Source organism: Sphingobacterium cellulitidis (assembly GCF_043187465.1).
Lineage (GTDB): Bacteria > Bacteroidota > Bacteroidia > Sphingobacteriales > Sphingobacteriaceae > Sphingobacterium > Sphingobacterium cellulitidis.
Genome location: NZ_CP171136.1, coordinates 2,939,980 through 2,959,600 on the forward strand (window position 1 = coordinate 2,939,980; position 19,621 = coordinate 2,959,600).

17 protein-coding genes are annotated in these 19,621 nt (G+C 37.0%); 6 read left to right on the forward strand and 11 right to left on the reverse strand.

Annotated features, from left to right (window positions below; translation table 11 throughout):
• Positions 1-29: 29 nt before the first annotated feature.
• Positions 30-1,073 (reverse strand): quinone-dependent dihydroorotate dehydrogenase, encoded by a 1,044-nt coding sequence (locus ACF3OC_RS13005; protein WP_392471604.1) that lies wholly within the window; start codon positions 1,071-1,073, stop codon positions 30-32.
• 52 nt (positions 1,074-1,125) lie between these two features.
• Here ACF3OC_RS13005 and ACF3OC_RS13010 point away from each other — a divergent pair, with 52 nt between their 5' ends.
• Both ACF3OC_RS13010 and ACF3OC_RS13015 read left to right on the forward strand, forming a co-directional pair.
• A complete protein-coding gene (locus ACF3OC_RS13010; RefSeq protein ID WP_392471606.1) occupies positions 1,126-3,036 on the forward strand; it encodes an ABC-F family ATP-binding cassette domain-containing protein in 1,911 nt (636 codons plus the stop codon).
• A gap of 102 nt (positions 3,037-3,138) precedes the next feature.
• Entirely contained in the window at positions 3,139-3,750 is a 612-nt protein-coding gene (locus ACF3OC_RS13015; RefSeq protein ID WP_392469371.1) for a DUF4126 domain-containing protein, read from the forward strand.
• Here ACF3OC_RS13015 and ACF3OC_RS13020 read toward each other — a convergent pair.
• The 4 genes from ACF3OC_RS13020 to ACF3OC_RS13035 all read right to left on the reverse strand — a co-directional run bounded on the left by ACF3OC_RS13020 (position 3,731) and on the right by ACF3OC_RS13035 (position 8,161).
• Positions 3,731-4,705, reverse strand: coding sequence for a 1-acyl-sn-glycerol-3-phosphate acyltransferase (locus ACF3OC_RS13020; RefSeq protein ID WP_392469372.1), 975 nt, complete (start codon positions 4,703-4,705; stop codon positions 3,731-3,733). The two genes, ACF3OC_RS13015 and ACF3OC_RS13020, sit on opposite strands and share 20 nt — an antisense overlap.
• Before the next feature lie 70 nt (positions 4,706-4,775).
• On the reverse strand, positions 4,776-6,560 hold the full coding sequence (locus tag ACF3OC_RS13025; RefSeq protein ID WP_392469373.1) for an ABC transporter ATP-binding protein: 1,785 nt from the start codon (positions 6,558-6,560) through the stop codon (positions 4,776-4,778).
• A gap of 48 nt (positions 6,561-6,608) precedes the next feature.
• Entirely contained in the window at positions 6,609-7,568 is a 960-nt protein-coding gene (locus ACF3OC_RS13030; RefSeq protein ID WP_392469374.1) for a polysaccharide deacetylase family protein, read from the reverse strand.
• Positions 7,569-7,672: 104 nt separating this feature from the next.
• Positions 7,673-8,161, reverse strand: coding sequence for a hypothetical protein (locus tag ACF3OC_RS13035; protein WP_094255848.1), 489 nt, complete (start codon positions 8,159-8,161; stop codon positions 7,673-7,675).
• A 263-nt stretch (positions 8,162-8,424) separates the two neighbouring features.
• Between ACF3OC_RS13035 and ychF the strand changes: the two genes are divergently transcribed.
• Positions 8,425-9,525: a redox-regulated ATPase YchF gene (gene ychF / locus ACF3OC_RS13040; protein WP_094255849.1), complete on the forward strand. Its 1,101-nt coding sequence runs from the start codon at positions 8,425-8,427 to the stop codon at positions 9,523-9,525.
• Positions 9,526-9,740: 215 nt separating this feature from the next.
• Here ychF and ACF3OC_RS13045 read toward each other — a convergent pair whose 3' ends face one another.
• On the reverse strand, positions 9,741-10,505 hold the full coding sequence (locus tag ACF3OC_RS13045; RefSeq protein ID WP_392469375.1) for an NlpC/P60 family protein: 765 nt from the start codon (positions 10,503-10,505) through the stop codon (positions 9,741-9,743).
• A gap of 81 nt (positions 10,506-10,586) precedes the next feature.
• Between ACF3OC_RS13045 and ACF3OC_RS13050 the strand changes: the two genes are divergently transcribed.
• Positions 10,587-11,054: a universal stress protein gene (locus ACF3OC_RS13050; RefSeq protein ID WP_094255851.1), complete on the forward strand. Its 468-nt coding sequence runs from the start codon at positions 10,587-10,589 to the stop codon at positions 11,052-11,054.
• Here ACF3OC_RS13050 and ACF3OC_RS13055 read toward each other — a convergent pair.
• The 5 genes from ACF3OC_RS13055 to ACF3OC_RS13075 all read right to left on the reverse strand — a co-directional run bounded on the left by ACF3OC_RS13055 (position 11,051) and on the right by ACF3OC_RS13075 (position 16,343).
• Positions 11,051-12,226: an RsmB/NOP family class I SAM-dependent RNA methyltransferase gene (locus ACF3OC_RS13055; protein ID WP_392469376.1), complete on the reverse strand. Its 1,176-nt coding sequence runs from the start codon at positions 12,224-12,226 to the stop codon at positions 11,051-11,053. The two genes, ACF3OC_RS13050 and ACF3OC_RS13055, sit on opposite strands and share 4 nt — an antisense overlap.
• 6 nt (positions 12,227-12,232) lie before the next feature.
• Positions 12,233-13,528, reverse strand: coding sequence for an ABC transporter substrate-binding protein (locus ACF3OC_RS13060; protein WP_392469377.1), 1,296 nt, complete (start codon positions 13,526-13,528; stop codon positions 12,233-12,235).
• Entirely contained in the window at positions 13,485-15,035 is a 1,551-nt protein-coding gene (guaA, locus tag ACF3OC_RS13065; RefSeq protein ID WP_094282389.1) for a glutamine-hydrolyzing GMP synthase, read from the reverse strand. Before guaA ends, ACF3OC_RS13060 begins: the two co-directional genes overlap by 44 nt.
• A 112-nt stretch (positions 15,036-15,147) precedes the next feature.
• Complete coding sequence (locus tag ACF3OC_RS13070) at positions 15,148-15,825, reverse strand: GIN domain-containing protein (RefSeq protein ID WP_144043764.1); 678 nt, start codon at positions 15,823-15,825, stop codon at positions 15,148-15,150.
• A gap of 17 nt (positions 15,826-15,842) precedes the next feature.
• Complete coding sequence (locus ACF3OC_RS13075; RefSeq protein ID WP_220476629.1) at positions 15,843-16,343, reverse strand: hypothetical protein; 501 nt, start codon at positions 16,341-16,343, stop codon at positions 15,843-15,845.
• Positions 16,344-16,529: 186 nt separating this feature from the next.
• On the opposite strand from ACF3OC_RS13075, the gene ACF3OC_RS13080 reads away from it, so the two are divergent.
• Both ACF3OC_RS13080 and ACF3OC_RS13085 read left to right on the forward strand, forming a co-directional pair.
• Complete coding sequence (locus tag ACF3OC_RS13080; RefSeq protein ID WP_392469378.1) at positions 16,530-17,048, forward strand: hypothetical protein; 519 nt, start codon at positions 16,530-16,532, stop codon at positions 17,046-17,048.
• A 374-nt stretch (positions 17,049-17,422) separates the two neighbouring features.
• The gene (locus tag ACF3OC_RS13085) at positions 17,423-19,513 is read left to right on the forward strand and encodes a hypothetical protein (protein ID WP_392469379.1); all 2,091 of its coding nucleotides are present in this window, start codon (positions 17,423-17,425) and stop codon (positions 19,511-19,513) included.
• The last annotated feature ends 108 nt before the right edge of the window (positions 19,514-19,621 follow it).

The window sequence follows — 19,621 nt, forward strand, 5'->3', positions numbered from 1 at the left end:
ACACATGAACAATTTCATGTGGGATAATCTTATTGATTTTTGCTACGCTCTTTCAAGATTCCCTTGCAAATATCAGCGACCAATGAAGGCCCTTCATAGATAAAGCCAGTATATACCTGAACCAAGCTAGCTCCGGCATTTAATTTTTCAATAGCATCTTCAGCAGAATGAATCCCTCCTACTCCAATTATTGGGAATGCTTGATTTGATTTATCAGAAATATACTTGATAACTTCAGTAGAACGGCGGGTCAAAGGTTTACCACTCACACCTCCTGGTTCTTGAACCAATAAGCGATTGCTTTGAAGTCCTTCCCTAGCAATGGTTGTATTTGTAGCAATAACACCTGCGATCTTTGTTTCCATGACGATATCAACAATATCATCCAGTTGGGTAAAAGTCAAATCCGGTGCTATTTTCAAAAGAATAGGTTTTGGATTTGATTTCTCGAGGTTCATTTGTTGCAAAGTATTCAGGATATGCATTAAAGGACCTTTTTCCTGCAAATCTCTTAATCCTGGAGTATTCGGTGAACTTACATTGACTACGAAATAATCCACATAGTCAAATAATGATTTAAAGCAATAGATATAGTCATTTACAGCTTCTTCGTTTGGTGTCACTTTATTTTTACCAATATTTCCACCTATTAAAACACCGTTTCTCTCTTTTAGGAATTTCAATTTTGCAGCAGCAACATCTGCTCCTTTGTTATTGAATCCCATGCGATTGATCAGGGCGCTGTCATCCACCAACCTAAACATTCTAGGTTTATCATTACCGGGTTGAGGTTTTGGAGTAACCGTTCCAATTTCGATAAAACCAAAGCCTAGTCTAGCCATATCCTCGATATATTCAGCATTTTTATCAAATCCCGCAGCTAATCCTACTGGATTTTTAAATGTAAGTCCGAACACCTTGGTTTCTAACCTTGGATCTTCAACACAATACATGGAGTTTAATAATGCTTTAGAGCCCCAAATTTTATTGAAAAATTTCAACCCTGAAGTCACATTATGATGCGCCTGTTCTGGGTTCATGGAGAAGAAAAATGGTTTAACTAGCTTATACATGGATGCAAAGGTAGCCAAAGATGCAGAAATATTCATTACTTTTGCACCCGAAATGATATCAATAAATAACTTAACATTCGAAATAGGCTCCAGAGCGTTGTACGACGAGGCAAACTGGCATATTAAGCCAGGAGATAAAGTAGGCCTAATCGGTGCCAATGGTACCGGGAAGTCCACATTATTAAAACTTATCGTCGGTGAGTATTCCCCAACATCGGGAACAATCTCAATGGCAAAGGACCTGAAATTAGGTTATTTAAACCAGGATTTACTGTCCTATCACTCGGAAAAAAGTATCCTTCATGTTGCCATGGAGGCTTTTGAGCGTCAAAATCAGTTACATACGGAAATAGAAAATCTGTTAAAAAAGTTAGAAACAGATTATTCGGATGATATCTTAAATAAACTGAGTGATAAACAGACTGAATTTGAAGCTTTAGATGGATATAGCATCGAGTTTAGAGCACATGAAATCTTGGCTGGTTTGGGATTCTCAGAAGAGGAACAAAAAAGACCATTGGCGACTTTCTCTGGAGGATGGCGAATGCGTGTTATGTTGGCCAGAATCCTACTGCAAGCCCCTGATATCCTTTTACTGGATGAGCCTACCAACCACTTGGATTTACCTTCCATTAAATGGTTAGAAACCTATCTTCAAAGTTTTGAAGGCGCAATTGTTATTGTTTCACACGACCGTTATTTCTTAGATAGGATTATCAATAAAACTGTTGAGTCTAGAAAAGGAAAACTAACCCTATATGCTGGTAACTACAGTTTCTACCTAGAGGAAAAGTCATTACGCGAAGAAATCCAAGGTAATCAATACAAAAACCAACAGGCGAAGATCAAACAGGAAGAGCGTTTGATTGAGAGATTCCGTTCAAAGGCGAGTAAGGCAAAGATGGTTCAATCTCGTATCAAGGCTTTGGATAGAATGGAAAAAGTAGATGAGGTCGACGATGATAATCCGGAAGTAAACTTTAGCTTCAAATTCTCCAAGCCTTCAGGCCGTCATGTGGTGACGATTGAGAACATCAGCAAATCATATCCGAACATTGATATTTTAGATAAGACCGATGGATTGATTGAAAAAGGCGATAAAATCGCATTGATTGGTGCTAATGGTAAAGGTAAATCGACCTTACTAAGAATTGTTGCTGATGCGGATACAGAATTTGAAGGAAAAAGCACAAAAGGGCATAATGTATCCCAAACCTTCTTTGCACAGCACCAACTAGAGGCTCTACATCTTGAGAATTCAATTCTGCAAGAATTGGTTGCCTTTGCGCCAAAACATACAGAAACTGAATTGCGTTCCATCTTAGGTAGTTTCTTATTTACTGGAGATGATGTTTTCAAAAAGATCAAAGTTCTTTCAGGTGGTGAAAAATCAAGGGTAGCCTTGGCAAAAGCGTTGACAGCTGACGCGAACTTCCTGGTTCTGGATGAGCCGACCAACCACTTGGATATGGCTTCAGTAAATATTTTAATCCAGGCCCTTCAACAATACGAAGGTACATTTATCGTGGTTTCCCACGACCGTTACTTCCTGGACCATGTTGCCAATAAAATCTGGTTTATCGAGGATAAGGAAATAAAAGAATATCCAGGATCATATCAGGAATTTGAAGAATGGAATTCTAAACGTACAATCAAGCCTGTTGTTAAACAGGAAAAGAAAGTCAAAGAAGAGCCCAAAAAGGAAAAGGTTGCTCCGACTGATGATTTAAAAAAGATTATTCAGAAGAAAAACAAGGAGTTATCCGCTTTGGAGGAGAAGATTGAAAGTCAGGAATCTTTGGTGAAAGAATTAGAAAATGAACTTGCACAGGAGGATATCTATTCCGATCCTGTTAAACTTCAAGAACATACCAGAAATTACAATTCTGAAAAAGCTAAATTGGAAGGTCTACAACAAGATTGGGAAAATCTAGCTGAGGAAATTATGAATCTTGAAGGATAAGCAAGAGAAAATAAAAAGAGAGGGATTACTAAACAGTAATCCCTCTCTCTTTTTGCTAAACAATTGGCTGGAAATTTGTTATATAATTAATAAAACCAAGACATGACCGAATTTCTACCTTTTCTTATTTCCTTATTTGTAGGAATTGGATTAGCCGCTGCAACAGGATTCAGGGTGTTTTTACCCATTTTCTTTTTAAGCTTGGGCTCCTACCTGGGCTGGACTCCTTTGGATCAAAGCTATGCTTGGATTGGTGGATTACCAGCTGTCATTGCAACCGGACTAGCCACCATCATTGAAATCCTGGCCTATTATATTCCTTTCGTCGATAATATATTGGATAGCATCACGGTGCCATTGGCAACCATTGCAGGTTCACTTTTGTTTGCTTCTCAGTTTACAGAGGTTAGCAATTGGATACAATGGTCTTTAGCGATTATTGCTGGCGGAGGTACCGCCGCAACCATAAGTTCTATTTTTGCAGGAACAAGGGCTGCCTCCTCAGGAACAACAGCCGGAGTAGCCAATCCTGCAATTTCCACCATTGAAACCATTGGCTCAACCATTATGAGTATTCTGGCTATTTTCTTACCTATTTTGGCAGGAATATGTGTTTTGCTAATCCTCTACCTTGCTTTTAAATTCGAAAAAAAACTCATGGACAAAGTACGCAAGAAGCCTAAACAAAATAAATTTAAGGATTCAGCTTATTAACACGTCCTTCAAATTTTTCTGAAGCAGTCTTAATTGGTTGATACTGAACCCAACAATACGATAAGAAGGGTAATAAAACGAATATCAGGACTCCCCACCAGAAACCGGCAATATTTCCAATTATGATGCTGAGTAGAAAAATAATGACTGGATAAGAGAATAACAAAACTCCAAACAAGAGCGAATCATAGAAAATGCTGTTCTCTGTTTTCTTTTTCACTTGTTTTTTCACCAACTGATAGAACCAATTGTGCGAATAATATCCTAACAGTGCTGGAATTTTCATCCAGGACTTACTTTTTTGAACATCTTCAGTTCCTTCGATATAGGAATTTAACACACTAGCGTCCATTTCTGATCTTAGCTGTCGAATCAGTTCTGTTGTATCAACATTGGAATTGTTCAAATAATCGGTGGAATCAATAGGAATTAAGGCTTCCAAATAAACAGCCTTTGGATTATCATCAAAAGAATTGTAGCTGAGAATATACGGCTGAACCTGAATCGGGACATCCATTTGAACCGCCCGATGAATAATAGAACTCAATCCGCTGGTCATAAAGGGTTTTAAATCCAAATGATTTCGAGAAACACCCTCCGGAAATATGAGTAATTTCCTTCCCATCTTTAACTGACGGACACATTCATCATAGGTAAAAGCATTACTAATATCTGCATCTTCATCATCATTCTTTTTATAGATGGGAAGCATATAAAAGGTTCGCAATGCCCAATTTGCCCATGCCTTTGCAAAAATATCACCACGTGTCAGAAAACAGATTTCTGAAGGTTGATGGACCGTTATTACCAAGGCATCAAAGAATGAGTTGGGATGATTGGAAACTATGACTGCAGGGTCATTGTTCTGGGCCAGATGCAAGTTTTTTAATTGCCATTCTGAAACATACCATTTCAAACCAAATTTGATAAAAGATCTTAGGACTGGGTAAAGCATAAATTAATATTCTCAATAATTAGAATTCAAATTTTCCTATAACAAAAAACAAGCCTAATTTTTATAATATTTAATCTTCTTTCATGGATTCCGTGATCTTATGGATGTTTAAGCTATTCGCCATCGCACTAAATATCTTATAATAAGTGCCATGCCTATCAAATAAGGCTTCGTGGGTTCCATCTTCTACTACCCTACCTTTTTCCATCACGATAATATGCTCGGCATCGATAATCTGGGAAATACTGTGAGAAACTATAATCACTGTCCTACCGACCTTAATGGCGTCCAGGCTATTTTTTATTTGTTCAGTAGCAATTGCGTCCAGATTGGCTGTAGGTTCATCCAAAAATATAATTGGCGGATTTTTTAGGAACATTCTGGCAATGGCAATTCGCTGTTGCTGACCACCTGAAAGTAGATTCGCTTCCGAATAGTAGCCATCGGGAAGTTCCAAGATCTGTTCATGAATAGAGGCTTTCTTTGCAGCTTCAATGATCTCCTCCATGCTCGCATTGATCTTGCCATACTTGATATTATCAATGATGTTTCCTTTAAAAATATGATTCTTCTGTAATACCAAGCCTATATTTTCCCGAAGGAAATCCGTATCATATTCTTTTAAATCAACTCCATCTAAATAAATTGCGCCTTCAGTAGGCTCGTAAAACTTATCCAAGAGGTTGATGATTGTACTTTTCCCTGCTCCAGACAATCCCACCAAGGCGGTGTTTTCATTGGGGCAGATCCGCATATTGACATCAAACAAGGCTTCATAACCGTTTGGATAACTGAAATTGACATTTTTAATTTCTATTAAACCCTTGATTTCGTCAGGTCTGTACTTCCCTGTTGGTTCCTTCTGACCTTCATCTTCCAAAATTCCAAAAAAGCTCTCCGAGTAAATCAAAGCATCATTTACCTCATCATATATTCGATGTAGTTGGCGAATAGGTGCCGACACATTATTAAACAACATGATATGAAACATAATGGCACCTATGGACATCTGTCCGTTCAATACGAAATAAGCAGTCAAGATAATCACGATAACCACTCCTATTTGCTCAATAAAGCCCTTTATGCTTTCGAAAATAAAAGAAGTTTTCCGAGTCCTCATTTGGTTATCGGTCATATCGGATTGAATCCGCCGATGCTTAGTAGCTTCCGTTTTTTCGCGCACAAAGGATTTGATAACCGTGATGGAGTCAATAAGTTTAATCAACTGATTGCTTTTATCCTCACGGTATCGACGCATTTCCCTACGAAATCCCGATAGTCGTTTTGCTTGTAACTGGGAAACATAGAAATAGATGGGGATAATAAATAAGCCAACTAGACCTACATAAAAATTAGCCAAAAACATACAGACCAAGGCGACAATGGCATTGGCAAATAATGGAAGAATATCGATGAAGAAATTTTGAACCAAACGGGTAAGCGAGCTAATCCCGGCATCTATACGAGTCTGTAACTTCCCTGATTCGTTGATGCTGGAGGTATAAAATGCCATTCTATAGGTCAATATTCTATCGACGATAGCCTGCGAAAAATCACGGGCGATATTGATACGCAATTTCTCGCCGTAATATTTCTGTCCAAACTGAACGATGGAATAAACGATTTCCTTTCCTAATAGGATTGCAGATATAGTCCCCAACAGGTATAAACCCGTTCGAAGCGGCGTTTTATTGACCAAGAGGTCACTAATGGTATCGACTGTATATTTGAGGATAAAGGCATTGACCTGCGCGGCGAAAGAGCCAATAACGGTCAAGATGAGTGTATAAAAAATTAAGTTCTTATACGGTTTGGTAAAGGGTAATACTTTTTTAAAGAGTTGGGATATGGTCATAAATATTAAACTTTATTGCAACACAAAAGTTTAAGCCAATCCCAAATCTTAATATTTTACAGGATAGTTGGCTATAAAATCAAACTTATAGTCCTTATGTTGTTTGAGACTATCAATCAGGTTGCTCAACAATTGTTGTCCCTTTTTATTTTGAAACATATCATCATGCATCAATAGCACAATGTTATTAGGTTTTAATGTAGATTTATTTCCTAGCATATTCCGAACACGACCATAAATCTCATCAACCGACTGAACAGGTTTTCCACTCAGGCCATTGATTTTCCATTCCATATCCCATCCATAGATCTTATATCCATTCACACCCAATAAATCTGCTGTTTGGCTACCAGAAGTTAAGTCTACACGGCGAACATCATCGAATAACCAAATATTTCTACCTGGCATACGTACGATTTTATGTTTTAAACCTAGGTCGGTTTCACATTTTTCAAAATCTGCAACTGCCAAATCCGGGTTACTATAGAAAACATGGAATTTATTAGCCGCATGGGTAAAGCTATGATTATAACAGTCCACAAGTGGATTATTCATATATTTTTCAAAATCACGCTTTAAACGCTTGCTCATGCCGGCATGTTTACCAACCAAGAAAGCGGAAATCTTAACGTTTTTCGAAGTAATAATAGAATCAATTGCCGAACTACCAATTAAAGGTCCATCATCAAAGGTCAAATAAATATGCTTATCCTTCTTGTTTAATTCTCTATAGATTGAATCCCGCATGGTTCTTTTCGCCTGTTTAGGATCAATTTTATTTAAGGAATCAACTTCAGGAAATTTTATTTTTCCTCTATTTAAGGAATCCAACAAGTCCATTAATTTAACTGTATCTTTTTGAACTTCGGATTTGCCCGCAGCCAATACATTCTCAGTCGAATCCGAAGAATTCGAAGAATTTGGTGACCCAACAATAGAATTACAGGAGTATACTGAAATTAGTGTGGAAATTGAGGCAATACCAACGACAATTGTCTTCTTCAACATAGCCTAAAAGGTGTCTTAATTTTTTTTCAAAAGTAAAAATATTTGTTGATAAAAGAAAGGGACCCCTCACCAAGGCCCCCTTCAATTTATCCCTATTTTATATGCTAATCATCGTAATGTCTTCCCTTTTTCCAACGCTTATCCATCTTCTTATGATACTTGTAATGCTCTTTCTGAGCTTTACGATAATGCTTGTCAGCTTTATGGTAATGTCTTCCTCCGTCACGGATTGCAACTTGAGAATAATTCCTAGAATAACCGTGATAACGATCATGGTAATGTCTATGGTTTCTCCATGGTCTGGATTCATTGACTACAACTTTGTAGGTTCTATAAAAATCCCGACCTCTGTATCTGCGCGGTATAGTCCTGTGAGACACCCAACTACGTCCATCGTAATAAGTATAATAACGATTTGACACATCATAATACATATCAAACTCTGGCATGTAATAGTATCTGGCGTAATCATAGCCAACTGGTCCCCAATTAGGTTGTAATCCAATATTCAGACTTACTCGAACCTGAGCTTCAGCCGGTTTAACAAATAGTAAACCTCCAAAAAACAATGCTGCGTAAAATAACTTTTTCATAATAATCTCCTTATATCGTTAGGACCCAATTGTCCGGTTATTTTTAATGTTCTGACAGCTATTTTGAGCGGAAGGATTAAACTGAAAATGTTAAAAAATGTAAATCATCTGCTACAACACTCTAAATCAATCATTTAATTTTCATTTTAATGTCATTTTAAAATTTTTATTCAATAATCATTTCCTTTAAAATACTCCACAATAGCTAATCCTTTCTATCAGCATTTTTGTTATCTTTGTCGCAATTTTAACAAAATAGAAATATGGCATTACAATGCGGGATAGTAGGCCTACCGAATGTAGGTAAATCGACCTTATTTAACTGTTTATCAAATGCAAAAGCGCAAGCAGCAAACTTTCCATTCTGTACAATTGAACCCAATGTAGGTGTAATCACTGTACCAGATGCTCGCTTGAACAAATTAGCCGAACTTGTAAATCCTCAACGTATCGTTCCTAATACCATCGAAATCGTAGATATCGCCGGATTGGTGAAAGGTGCTTCCAAAGGTGAAGGTTTAGGAAATCAGTTTTTAGGGAATATTCGTACTACTAATGCTATCATTCATGTTTTAAGATGTTTTGATGATGGTAATGTTATCCACGTAGATGGTTCAGTAGACCCTATCCGTGATAAAGAAATCATCGATACAGAATTGCAACTTAAAGATTTGGATACCGTTGTTAAACGTATTCAGAAGGTTGAAAAAATGGCTAAAACTGGTGGTGATAAAGATGCTAAGAAAACATTTGAAGTCCTTTCAGTTGTAAAAAACCATTTGGAATCTGGAAAATCAGCTCGTACAGCTCCTATTTCAGAAGAAGACTTTGAATTTATCGAAGACCTAACGCTTTTGACCATCAAACCTGTACTTTATGTTTGTAATGTGGATGAAGCTTCTGTAAATACAGGAAATGCTTATGTGGAAAAAGTAAGAGAAGCAGTTAAGGATGAAAATGCTGAGGTATTGGTAATTTCTGCTCAAATTGAATCTGAAATCGCGCAGCTGGAAGACTATGAAGAACGCAAAATGTTCTTGGAGGATTTAGGTCTTGAAGAATCAGGTGTTCATAAATTAATCCGAGCTGCATATTCACTATTGGACTTGGCAACTTACTTCACTGCCGGTGTTCAGGAAGTTCGTGCATGGACAATTGAAAAAGGTTTCACCGCTCCTCAAGCAGCAGGTGTAATCCATACCGATTTTGAAAAAGGATTTATCCGTGCCGAGGTTATTAAATATAATGACTTTGTTCAATTCGGATCTGAAGCTGCAGTTAAAGAAGCAGGTAAATTATCTGTAGAAGGAAAGACATATATCGTTGAAGATGGAGATATTATGCACTTTAGATTCAATGTGTAATTCAACTATAATTCAACAAAAAAAGCGACTTTATAGGTCGCTTTTTTTGTTGAATTATAGTTTAGTATTGAGATATGAGATTGGAGACTTGAGATAGAAACCTGGAAAAAATAATCTATAGAATTATGAGATAGAAAACAGGATAAAATAACTTTTAATAAGCTTTCTGCCTTTCCACTTTCTCAATTCTCACATCTCATATCTCACATCTTTCCTCACATCAGTCTTTTAACAATTCTCAACTTATGTGTTGTTTGTTGCAGGTCGTGATTGTAAATTCCTTCATTATCAATGGAGTCTATACGAACTTTCTCAACAACATGTAATATTTCCTCATCAGAGATCACAATTCCCAAATGATCGACTTCGCCATTATCATTGATGAAAAATGCTAAGTCGCCTCCACGGATTTCGGATATAAAATCCACGGAATTCCCAAGGCTTAAGATAGATTCAATATCCTTAGGTAGTTCAATCCCAAAATGACGGTAAAATAAGCCACATAAGCCAATATTATCCAAACCATGAATGGTTCTCCCCTTATAGGAAAATGGAGTGTTTAAATAGGACGCTACAAAGTTTTCTAATTGTTCCCGATCACGCTCCTCATCATAACCTTCCTGTGTATCCCGAAGATCCGATAAGATTTTATAGTTGTCTTCAGAAGTTACAATACTTTTATTCTCCGGGATCGGACTTCCATGATAGATCTGCATCGTTTTATTTTCACCAGCAACAGCATATCCACCAACCTCATCAATAATATAATCTGCAGGAATAACCTCCTCTACAAATTCATATTGACCATCCATTATCCAACCTTGAATCTCAGAATCTTGAATCTGAATGAATGCCCAAGATTTTTTCCTTTCTAATATTATAAAAGCTTCCCCAAATAACAGTTCATAAACTCTATTGGATGAAAGTTTTGCTGTTTCCAATACTGAAATAGAACTCAATACACAAATTCCTAATGCCATAAAATAAGTTGTTTTAATAAAACAATTCAGCTAATTTAATCGTTTTTTAATATATTAGAGATACATTATAATCTAAATATCATGACTACAAAAAAGTTCAATCGAATATTATTAGCAATTGATGAGACTCCCTGTTCACGTCGTGCAATCGACTATGCTAGAGAAATTGTTGAAGAAATACATCCTGCACTTGCTTTAGTCACGGTAGTTCCACCGACTTCTCCTACCTCCTATGGTGTTGACCCTCTTTTAGGTCAGCAACCTATAATTGTTCCTGAAGTTTCTGAAATCCAACAACAAGCTTCTCAGGATTTTCTGAATAGACTCGCAACGGAATTTCAATCAGCTTCTGAAACCTTCACATTTAACCGTGTGGGTGATGTCAGAGATGAAATCCTTCAGGTCGCAAAAGAATGGACTGCAGATTTGATAATTATGGGAAATAATGGAAGAACTGGATTTGACCATTTCCTTTCCGGATCAGTATCTGAAGCCTTGATCAGAAAAGCTACTTGCCCGGTCTTGGTAATTCCGTTAAATTGCGATTAAGCCTTCTTAAACTGAGCGACAAACATGGTATCTGCCTTTTTATCATATCCAATAATCGGATGTTGATCAATAAGCTGTAACCCTAACTCATCTGTGATATATTGACAGATTTCTTCATTCTCAGCAGCAAAAACAGAACAAGTAATATACAATAAGGTCTTACCTGGTTTTAAATAAGGAACGACATTCTTCACAATGTCCTTCTGAAGACTGCTGTATTTTTCTATTTCACTCTTACTGAACTTCCAAAGCATTTCAGAGGTTCTACCCCAAGTTCCAGATCCTGAACATGGTGCATCCAGAATAATTCCATCAAAAGATTCCTCACCCATGATATTATTAACTGGCTTACTTAAATCTAAAATCTTCTTCCTGAAATAAGTCTTGACACTGGCTTTTTCAAATCTTTCATCTAAATTCCTTAGAATACTCAATCTAACATCAGATACCAATAACTTAATATTCGGTTCCTTATCTAGCAACAATAATGACTTACCACCAGATGCTGCACAGCAATCCCACCATGAAGATCTTTCCGGAATCACTAGATCATTTAAACTTTGCTGGGAAGACCAGTCCTGAACCTCATAGGTTCCATCCAATCCTTTTACCTGTTGAAGGTTGGTTCCGTTTTTTAAGGATAAGGTTTGCTCAGAGATCTCTTCAAAGGGAATTGAATTCTTCTCTAAGGTCTTGCGAACCTTGCTTTCCATTCCTTTTTGAATGCGGATATACAGGTTTGGTTGAACAAAGTGAGATAAAATAAATGCGTTTTTATCGATTGTTGGAGATAAGTAATCAGCAAATGAAAAAACCTTCTCTAGGAACTTTCCATATTTGCTTTCAACTAGCTCCACTTTTTCCTGAATTCCCAATCCTAGTTTATCTGCCCATTCAGGCATAAAAACTTCCACAACACCCGATTCGACCTCACATAGAAATTCAGCTATGGTTAACTTTTCAGTCGGTGTCAGAGAAACGAATGCTCTTCCTAATCTGAAAAAGTTATAGCAGAACCTAGAGTTCATCCTTCTATCGGATGAACCCATCTGTCTGTTATTCTTATAAAATTGAGTTAAGAACCTAGAAAAAGGTTCTTTAAATTGATATTCGTTGATAGTACGTTCAAAGTTACGTACCTGTTGCTGAATTCTCTTGCTATTGACTTCCAATGCTTCTTATTGAAAAGAACCGTTGCGATAGGTTCTAATTTTAACTGCTTGGTTTACATATCCCCAAGTTGGATTATAGTTAAACTGGTAATCGCTAAAGATTCCAGAATACTTCTCATCAACTACCTTCTCAGAATATGCCGAACCATACTTATTCAACAAGGTTGCAAAATACCTTCCTGCATCGTATCCTTTGTAAGCAAAGTCTGAAGGTTCAATCTTGAATGCTGATTTATAGTTGCGTTGAAAATTCTGAACTTCTGTGCTCCATACTTTTAAATGGCTTTCAGAACTGATCGTTGGATCCATACGGAAGAAGTTGTCATATGGTCTAAAGTCAACTTTTGACCAAAGTGGATGTCCATATAAACGAACTGAATATCCCTGACCAACTTTACTATCCAATGAGTTTACTAAAGAACGAAGTTGAGTCTTTTCAGTAGTACCTGAAATTACAAAAGCGGTTCCCATATCAGGAATAGTTTGACCTAATTGCGAAACTGATGATACATGTACAATTTTCGCAGCAGGGTTAATCTTCTTGACTTCCTCATCAAATCCGGCGATAAAATTACGGTGATCGCTATCCCTAGCTTCAAAAACAATGATAACATCGGAATCCGTGTATCTCTTCATCATTTCTGCGGCAATAGCACGCATATGAATACGAATTGGTGGAGTCAAAGAAACAAGATTAGCAATATTGAATTCCGTAGGCATAGTTGCAGCCAATGGATTCACTTGAAGAATCTTGTTGTTCTTATTTCCTTTCGCAAAGGATCTGATTTCTTTCGGATAGACAGGACCAACAATTAAGCTGGCGTTTTCAATTTCTTTGGACGCAGCAATAGAAAGATTTTTCATCTCATTGTCCTGAGTGTCCATGACATGGATATTGAAGTCAGCAGTTTTTTTAGCTGCTTCATTAACTCCCATCTGAAAACCTTGGTAAAAGTCCAATGCCAAAGCAGAACGCTTCACATCAGCTTCAACCACATTTTGATTAGCAATCATATTCAGTTGAAAGGGTAAAAGCAGAGCAATGTTTTTGGATTGATCTGCTGCTTTTACCGTTTCTTCCTTCTTGGCATCCTCTTTTTTCTCGGCTTCTGTCTTATTACCAGCATCTTTTCCAGTATTGCCATAGACATTTGGGTTCTTTAGAACTCCACCTGTCGTTTTTGGCGAACATGAACTCACCGCTAGAACAGCAGCCATGCAGAATGCTGCAAGGGTACCCCTATAAATGTTTTTCAAATTATTCCCACTCAATGGTTGCTGGTGGTTTTGAACTGATATCATATACGACTCTGTTGATTCCTTTGACATGATTAATAATCTCGTTTGAAATTTTAGCTAACAAATCATAAGGCAAATGAATCCAATCAGCGGTCATTCCATCTAAGGAACCTACTGCTCTTAGTGCGACAACGTGTTCATAGGTACGCTCATCCCCCATTACACCAACTGATTGAACCGGCAAGAAAATAGTTCCTGCTTGCCAAACTTTATCATACCAACCCGATTCTTTCAGGTTACGAATGTAAATGTCATCAGCTTCTTGCAAAATCCGTACCTTTTCTTCTGTAATATCTCCTAAAATTCGAATTGCTAAGCCTGGACCTGGAAATGGATGCCTTCCTAAGATAGCTGGATCTACTTCCAAAGACTTCCCAACTCGACGAACCTCATCCTTAAATAAAGTTTTTAATGGCTCTATTACCTTTAATTTCATATAGTCAGGTAATCCGCCTACATTATGGTGTGATTTGATCGTCGCAGATGGACCTTTAACCGATATCGACTCAATGATATCTGGATAAATAGTACCCTGTCCTAACCATTTTGCCTCAACACCTTCAGGTAATTCCTTTTGAATCTCTTTCGCTGCCTCATCAAATACATCAATAAAAGATGCACCAATGATTTTACGTTTTTGCTCCGGCTCTGAAACTCCAGCTAATCTGGAATAGAAAAGATCCTTCGCATTTACGCCTTTGATGTTTAAACCCATGTTTTGGTAAGATGCCAATACTTGCTCGTATTCATCCTTACGCAATAAACCGTGGTCAACAAAGAAACAGTGCAATTTATCTCCGATAGCATGGTGTAATAATACCGCAGCAACAGTGGAGTCAACTCCACCAGATAATGCCATGATCACATGGTCATTTCCTAATTGCTCTTTTAATTCTGAAACAGTAGTATCAACAAATGCATCAGCTGTCCAATCTTGAGTACAACCACAAATATTAATAACAAAGTTTTTCAATAAAACTTGACCATCGGTACTATGGGTAACTTCTGGGTGAAATTGAATCCCGTATGTATTTGTGCCTTCAACTTGATAAGCCGCAACGCGAACCTTATCTGTACTTGCAATAATCTTAAAATTTGCAGGAACCTCTTTGATGGTGTCTCCATGAGACATCCATACTTGAGATTGCGTAGGTATGCCTTTCAATAAATCATTCTCTTGATCTACAAACTGCAAATTAGCACGACCGTATTCACGAATTTCAGAAGGTAAAACCTCTCCATTAGAATTTTGTGCTATATATTGAGCACCATAACAAACCCCTAATAATGGGAATTTTTCTTGAATAGATTTAAAGTCAATCTGAGGAGCGTCCTCTTGACGTACTGAATATGGGGAACCTGAGAAAATCACTCCTTTTACTGAATTATCAAATTCAGGAAGGTTATTGAATGGATGAATTTCACAGTATACATTTAGCTCCCTAACGCGACGCGCAATTAACTGAGTATATTGCGATCCAAAATCGAGAATGATAATTTTTTCTGACATGGCGCAAAGTTACAAATCAATACCTAATTTATTAGAGGAAATATTAACTTATTGATGCAAAAAAGAAAGCAAACCCCTGAAAGAGGCTTGCTTTCCTTAAAAATCTTATTTTTTATTTGTGGAAAACAATCTTTCCACCGGCTATTTTCTTATCTCTTTTGTTCTTAGGGTTCCCATAAACATCAATTGTACCCCCCGCTCTGGTCTCAACATCAGCAGATTGTGAGGCATTAACCTCAGTCTTCCCACCAGCATTCACCCGCACATAAGCAATATCAGTTTTGAGATCCTTGCCATAAAAATTCCCACCTGCTGTTGTTCTCACATTTAATTTCGTAGCCGAACCTAATAAATCAATCGATGCCCCGGTATTTACGGTCGCATCTACTCCCACTGATTTAATCATCGCACGAATCTTCGCCCCTTCACTTGCAATAAAACTCATCGCCTCCTCTTCAATCGCTGACTCCTCTATATTGACCTCAGCGCCTTTCTTCGCAACTATACTGGATAAGGATGGGGTATAAACCACCACATTCGCTTGATTCCCTTGCATAATATAGCCAGCTTTCATCTTCAAGCGCAACTCGCCTTTTGAATAAACTGCCTCAACTTTATCCGCCAATTCTCCATTAATCTCAAGCTCATGCCGATCACTCGGAACTACGCTCACCCAAAGTCTGTCTGTAACTTCTAAAACCGAAAACTCATTGATGCTCTGCTTAATCTGCGCATGCACCGAATGAACAATCATACTTACTGCAAATAATAAAATGTATCTCATCTTCATAACGCTAATATAGATATTTACCTACCTAATAACGCTAATTCATCCGCAGTATACATATTGGCACCCTTTAAATATTTGTAAATTTTTTCTTTCGTAAACTTATCCGACAGTTTATAGAGGTTATTCATCACAAAATCCTTGTCTGACTCAATCTCATTATGATATCCTAAATACTTAGGAATATGATATTGAATGCTCAACCGGATAAATCTTAACTCTACATTATTGGGGTTTGATTTCAATTCTTTCTCAAGCATATTTCGACCATCCTTAAAATAACCCATCTTCTTGAAAGGGTTAGTAGTATGTTTGGCCATGAACATATGAAATGCAGCTGCATAGCCACGTTCAACCGGACTATCCGCATTTTCCTCAAGCGCTTCTAGATGCTTTTTGCACAATTCCTCGTCCTTTACACCCTTATTAAAATCATTTCGAACGCTGTTCAAATCCAAATCCTGAGACCGTATCTCATTGGAAATCAATAGAACAAAGGCTAAAATCATTACTCTTATCATAATTACAAATGGTTTATTACCCTTTAAATTACAAAAAACAAGCCAACTGAAATAAATTTTAACAATTTTCACTTAATATTATTACCGAATATCACGAATATTTCTACCGAAAATTATAATAACTTAACCAGGAACCAATAATTTTTGATAAATTGGAGTAATAAATTCAATAACCAAAAACTAATTATGGAAAACAACGAAAATAACTTCGAATCACCCGGAAATGAAAATCCACACTACAATCCAGGACAATCATTCACGGAATTAAAACTCGGACCGATTTCTATTGAGCATTTACGGGAAGTCGCAAAATGGGCAAAATTCCTTTCCATTGTAGCAATGGTCGGATTGATCCTCTACTTTGTTTTGGTCGTGATATTCTTACTATATTTTATTGGCAATAGTAGCACCAGAGCAGAACAAATCAATGCTTTTGCGTCAATTCCAATTCTATTGATGGTTTTGATTTTTATAGGTATATATTTTACGCCAATCCTTTGGTTATATAAATTTTCAACAAACCTTCAATCAGCAATTAACGTTAGAAATTCTGAACAACTTACTGTAGCTTTTAACTACCTCAGAAAACACTATAAATTCATTGGAATTATTGCCATTATTGGAATTGCCTTTTATGCACTTAGTATCATCGGAGTTATTTCAACAGGAGTAATATCAACTTTGGTAGGTGCAGGTGGTCTGTAGGAGATAATAAAAGACATTCTTAGGAATAGGAACTAGTATTCCTTATTTATTTCAAATATTGAGTAGTAATAGATTAAATAATTAGATATATAAACAAAAAAGCGGTTGTCAATGACTACCGCTTTTTTGTTTATTACCATGGTAAAAAATGTTCTAAACGAAATTTTCCATCCGATAAATTGCTGAATCTGTAATGGGAAGCATCCTACCAATAAAATTATACTAATTTGTGATTATTTTTTTTGCTTTTTATTCAATTTTAAATAATATATGTAAACAAAAAAATAAAGAATAATTGTAAAATTGCATTTACTAAAGGAAACCACCCTTAGCAGTTTCCAAAAATAGTTATCAAACCCAATAATTAATTTAATATGAATCTGGATTCAAAAATTAGAGCAATTTTGTCGATGTGGATATTGGCAATATGCACCTTGTTTATCATAATTGTTTCCTGTAAAAAAGAATCATCTGGAGGAACAGAGAAACCGCCAAAAGAAAATGATTTGAAAGGAATAGCGATAGCAGATCCAAATATTCTTTCCAACCAACTGGTTGTCCTGAAAATCAAAGAAAAGGGAAAGAATCTGACTGGAAAAATCGCAGGCAAACAAGTCGAATTCAAAATTGTAGATGACACTACAGCGATTTTTTTCGCTCCTGAACTTCCTTCGGGTAAACAGACCATTACTACCAACTTAGGGGACTTATCAGTCAATGTGCAATCAAGCACAAATCTAACTGAAAAACAAGCGTTTGACGGATTGAAAACAGACCTATCAGTTCTCAACAATCTTGATATTTCGGAACAAAGAAAAAAAGAAATTAAGGATTTTCAGACAGAGGTATTTAAGATTTTTTCAAAATTGACCGCTCAGCAGAAGAAAGAAGCATTGGCAATCTATTCTTCAAATAGGAAATCAGTCCTAGAAGTAAAGTCTATTGTGAAGAGCATCCCAGTAAGAAAATTAATCGATGAAGACTCCTTTTTCGAGGAAGAAGATAACAAAGCCTCTGCCCATGGAATGTTATTTCTTGGAGAGAAAACCGCTTCTTCCAAAAATAGATCTACTTCGCCAATATCGGTTTCTACCGAATACACTTTTATTAGCCAAGAATGCCAGAATCAGTATGCTGGAAACCTTTCAGGTCAAATGGGATGCACAGCAAGACCCATCAATACACAATATTATGGATTAGAGAGGCCGTTGGTTGATTTTGGATTCTTCTCGGCGATGACCGGTATCGCCATATATTTGTCTCCAGTTACTTTTGGGGCAGCAACGGTAGCAGGATCTTTATCTGCTGCAGTGGCCGTTTATATTCTATTTGCCGAATTGGCGCCCTACATTGAGGTAGCCTGGGATAATTCCACTAAATTTTTGAATGAGAAATGGGTCCTTGCCAAAGAAAAAGTCAATATTCCAAAACAAACCATAAAATCTGAAGACAACTATCTGCTGGCAAACTATTATCGAGCAAGAACCCTGTCGGCTTCTGATCAATTCCCGGGTGACCTGAGTATTTTTATGACTCTTAAAAGCCGTATAAAGGAGCTTTTGGAACCAGTTAAAAATATTTTTAGCCCTATGCCTGACTATGTAAACAACGAATCTATAATAAAGTCCAGCAAGATTAAATGGCAGGTAACTCAGATCAGCAATTCTAAAGTAGTCTTAAAGAACATCAAGGAAAACAGTCTTAACTTTGATCTTGTCGATTCCAGGGAGGAATCCTTCAATTATAAGCTTCATGCCGATTTTCTTGGACAGAACCACGAGGTCGAGGTCAGCGCAGACATAAAAAAGGGCTACAATCAGGATTATGAAATACTCTTTTCAAACACCTACAATCCAGATTACAGCAAAATTAGAAGCTTTACAACGTATAAAGAAGGAGATTTGCTGAATGTTCACAGCAATATTTACTATTACTACAAAATACTTTATAAAGGAAAGCCAGTATTACACCTCAATAATCCGATTTTGTATAATATAAGTAGAATGACTTTTGGAGAAGCTCCTATTGACAGGCTTCCAGAGTACTTTGACGATTATAGCATCAAATTCTACGACGAATTGAACCAAAAAGATGTCACACTATCCTTCAAAGTTAAACTTTCAAATGAAGCCTACAGTATGATAGCAGGAAAGACACTGAACGTATCTAGCCCACTCTACTGGGAAGGAAAGGCATTGAAACTAACATTTCATGAGAACAAAAAACTAACTATAGATCTTCCTGGGGAGAATTTTACCAGACAGAGCACTTGGAACTTTGTGGTTCACACCGCATATGATTACGTAGATTGCCCAAATGGATCCGCAATTGTTACTCCAACCATTGGAGCAGTACAGATAAACCTAAATTCGGCAGATGTGCCACCGTTCATAATCCTGAACAAGGACGGCACCTATGGAGGGTCGGGAAGCTCTCCTTGCGGAACTGGATTCACAGTAAGATAATTTGTTCAAGACATAGGTATATAAAACAAAAAAGCTCATCTTTCGATGAGCTTTTCTTTTATACACAGCTGCTTATAAACTTCAATAAAAAGCAAAAAAAAGAAACCT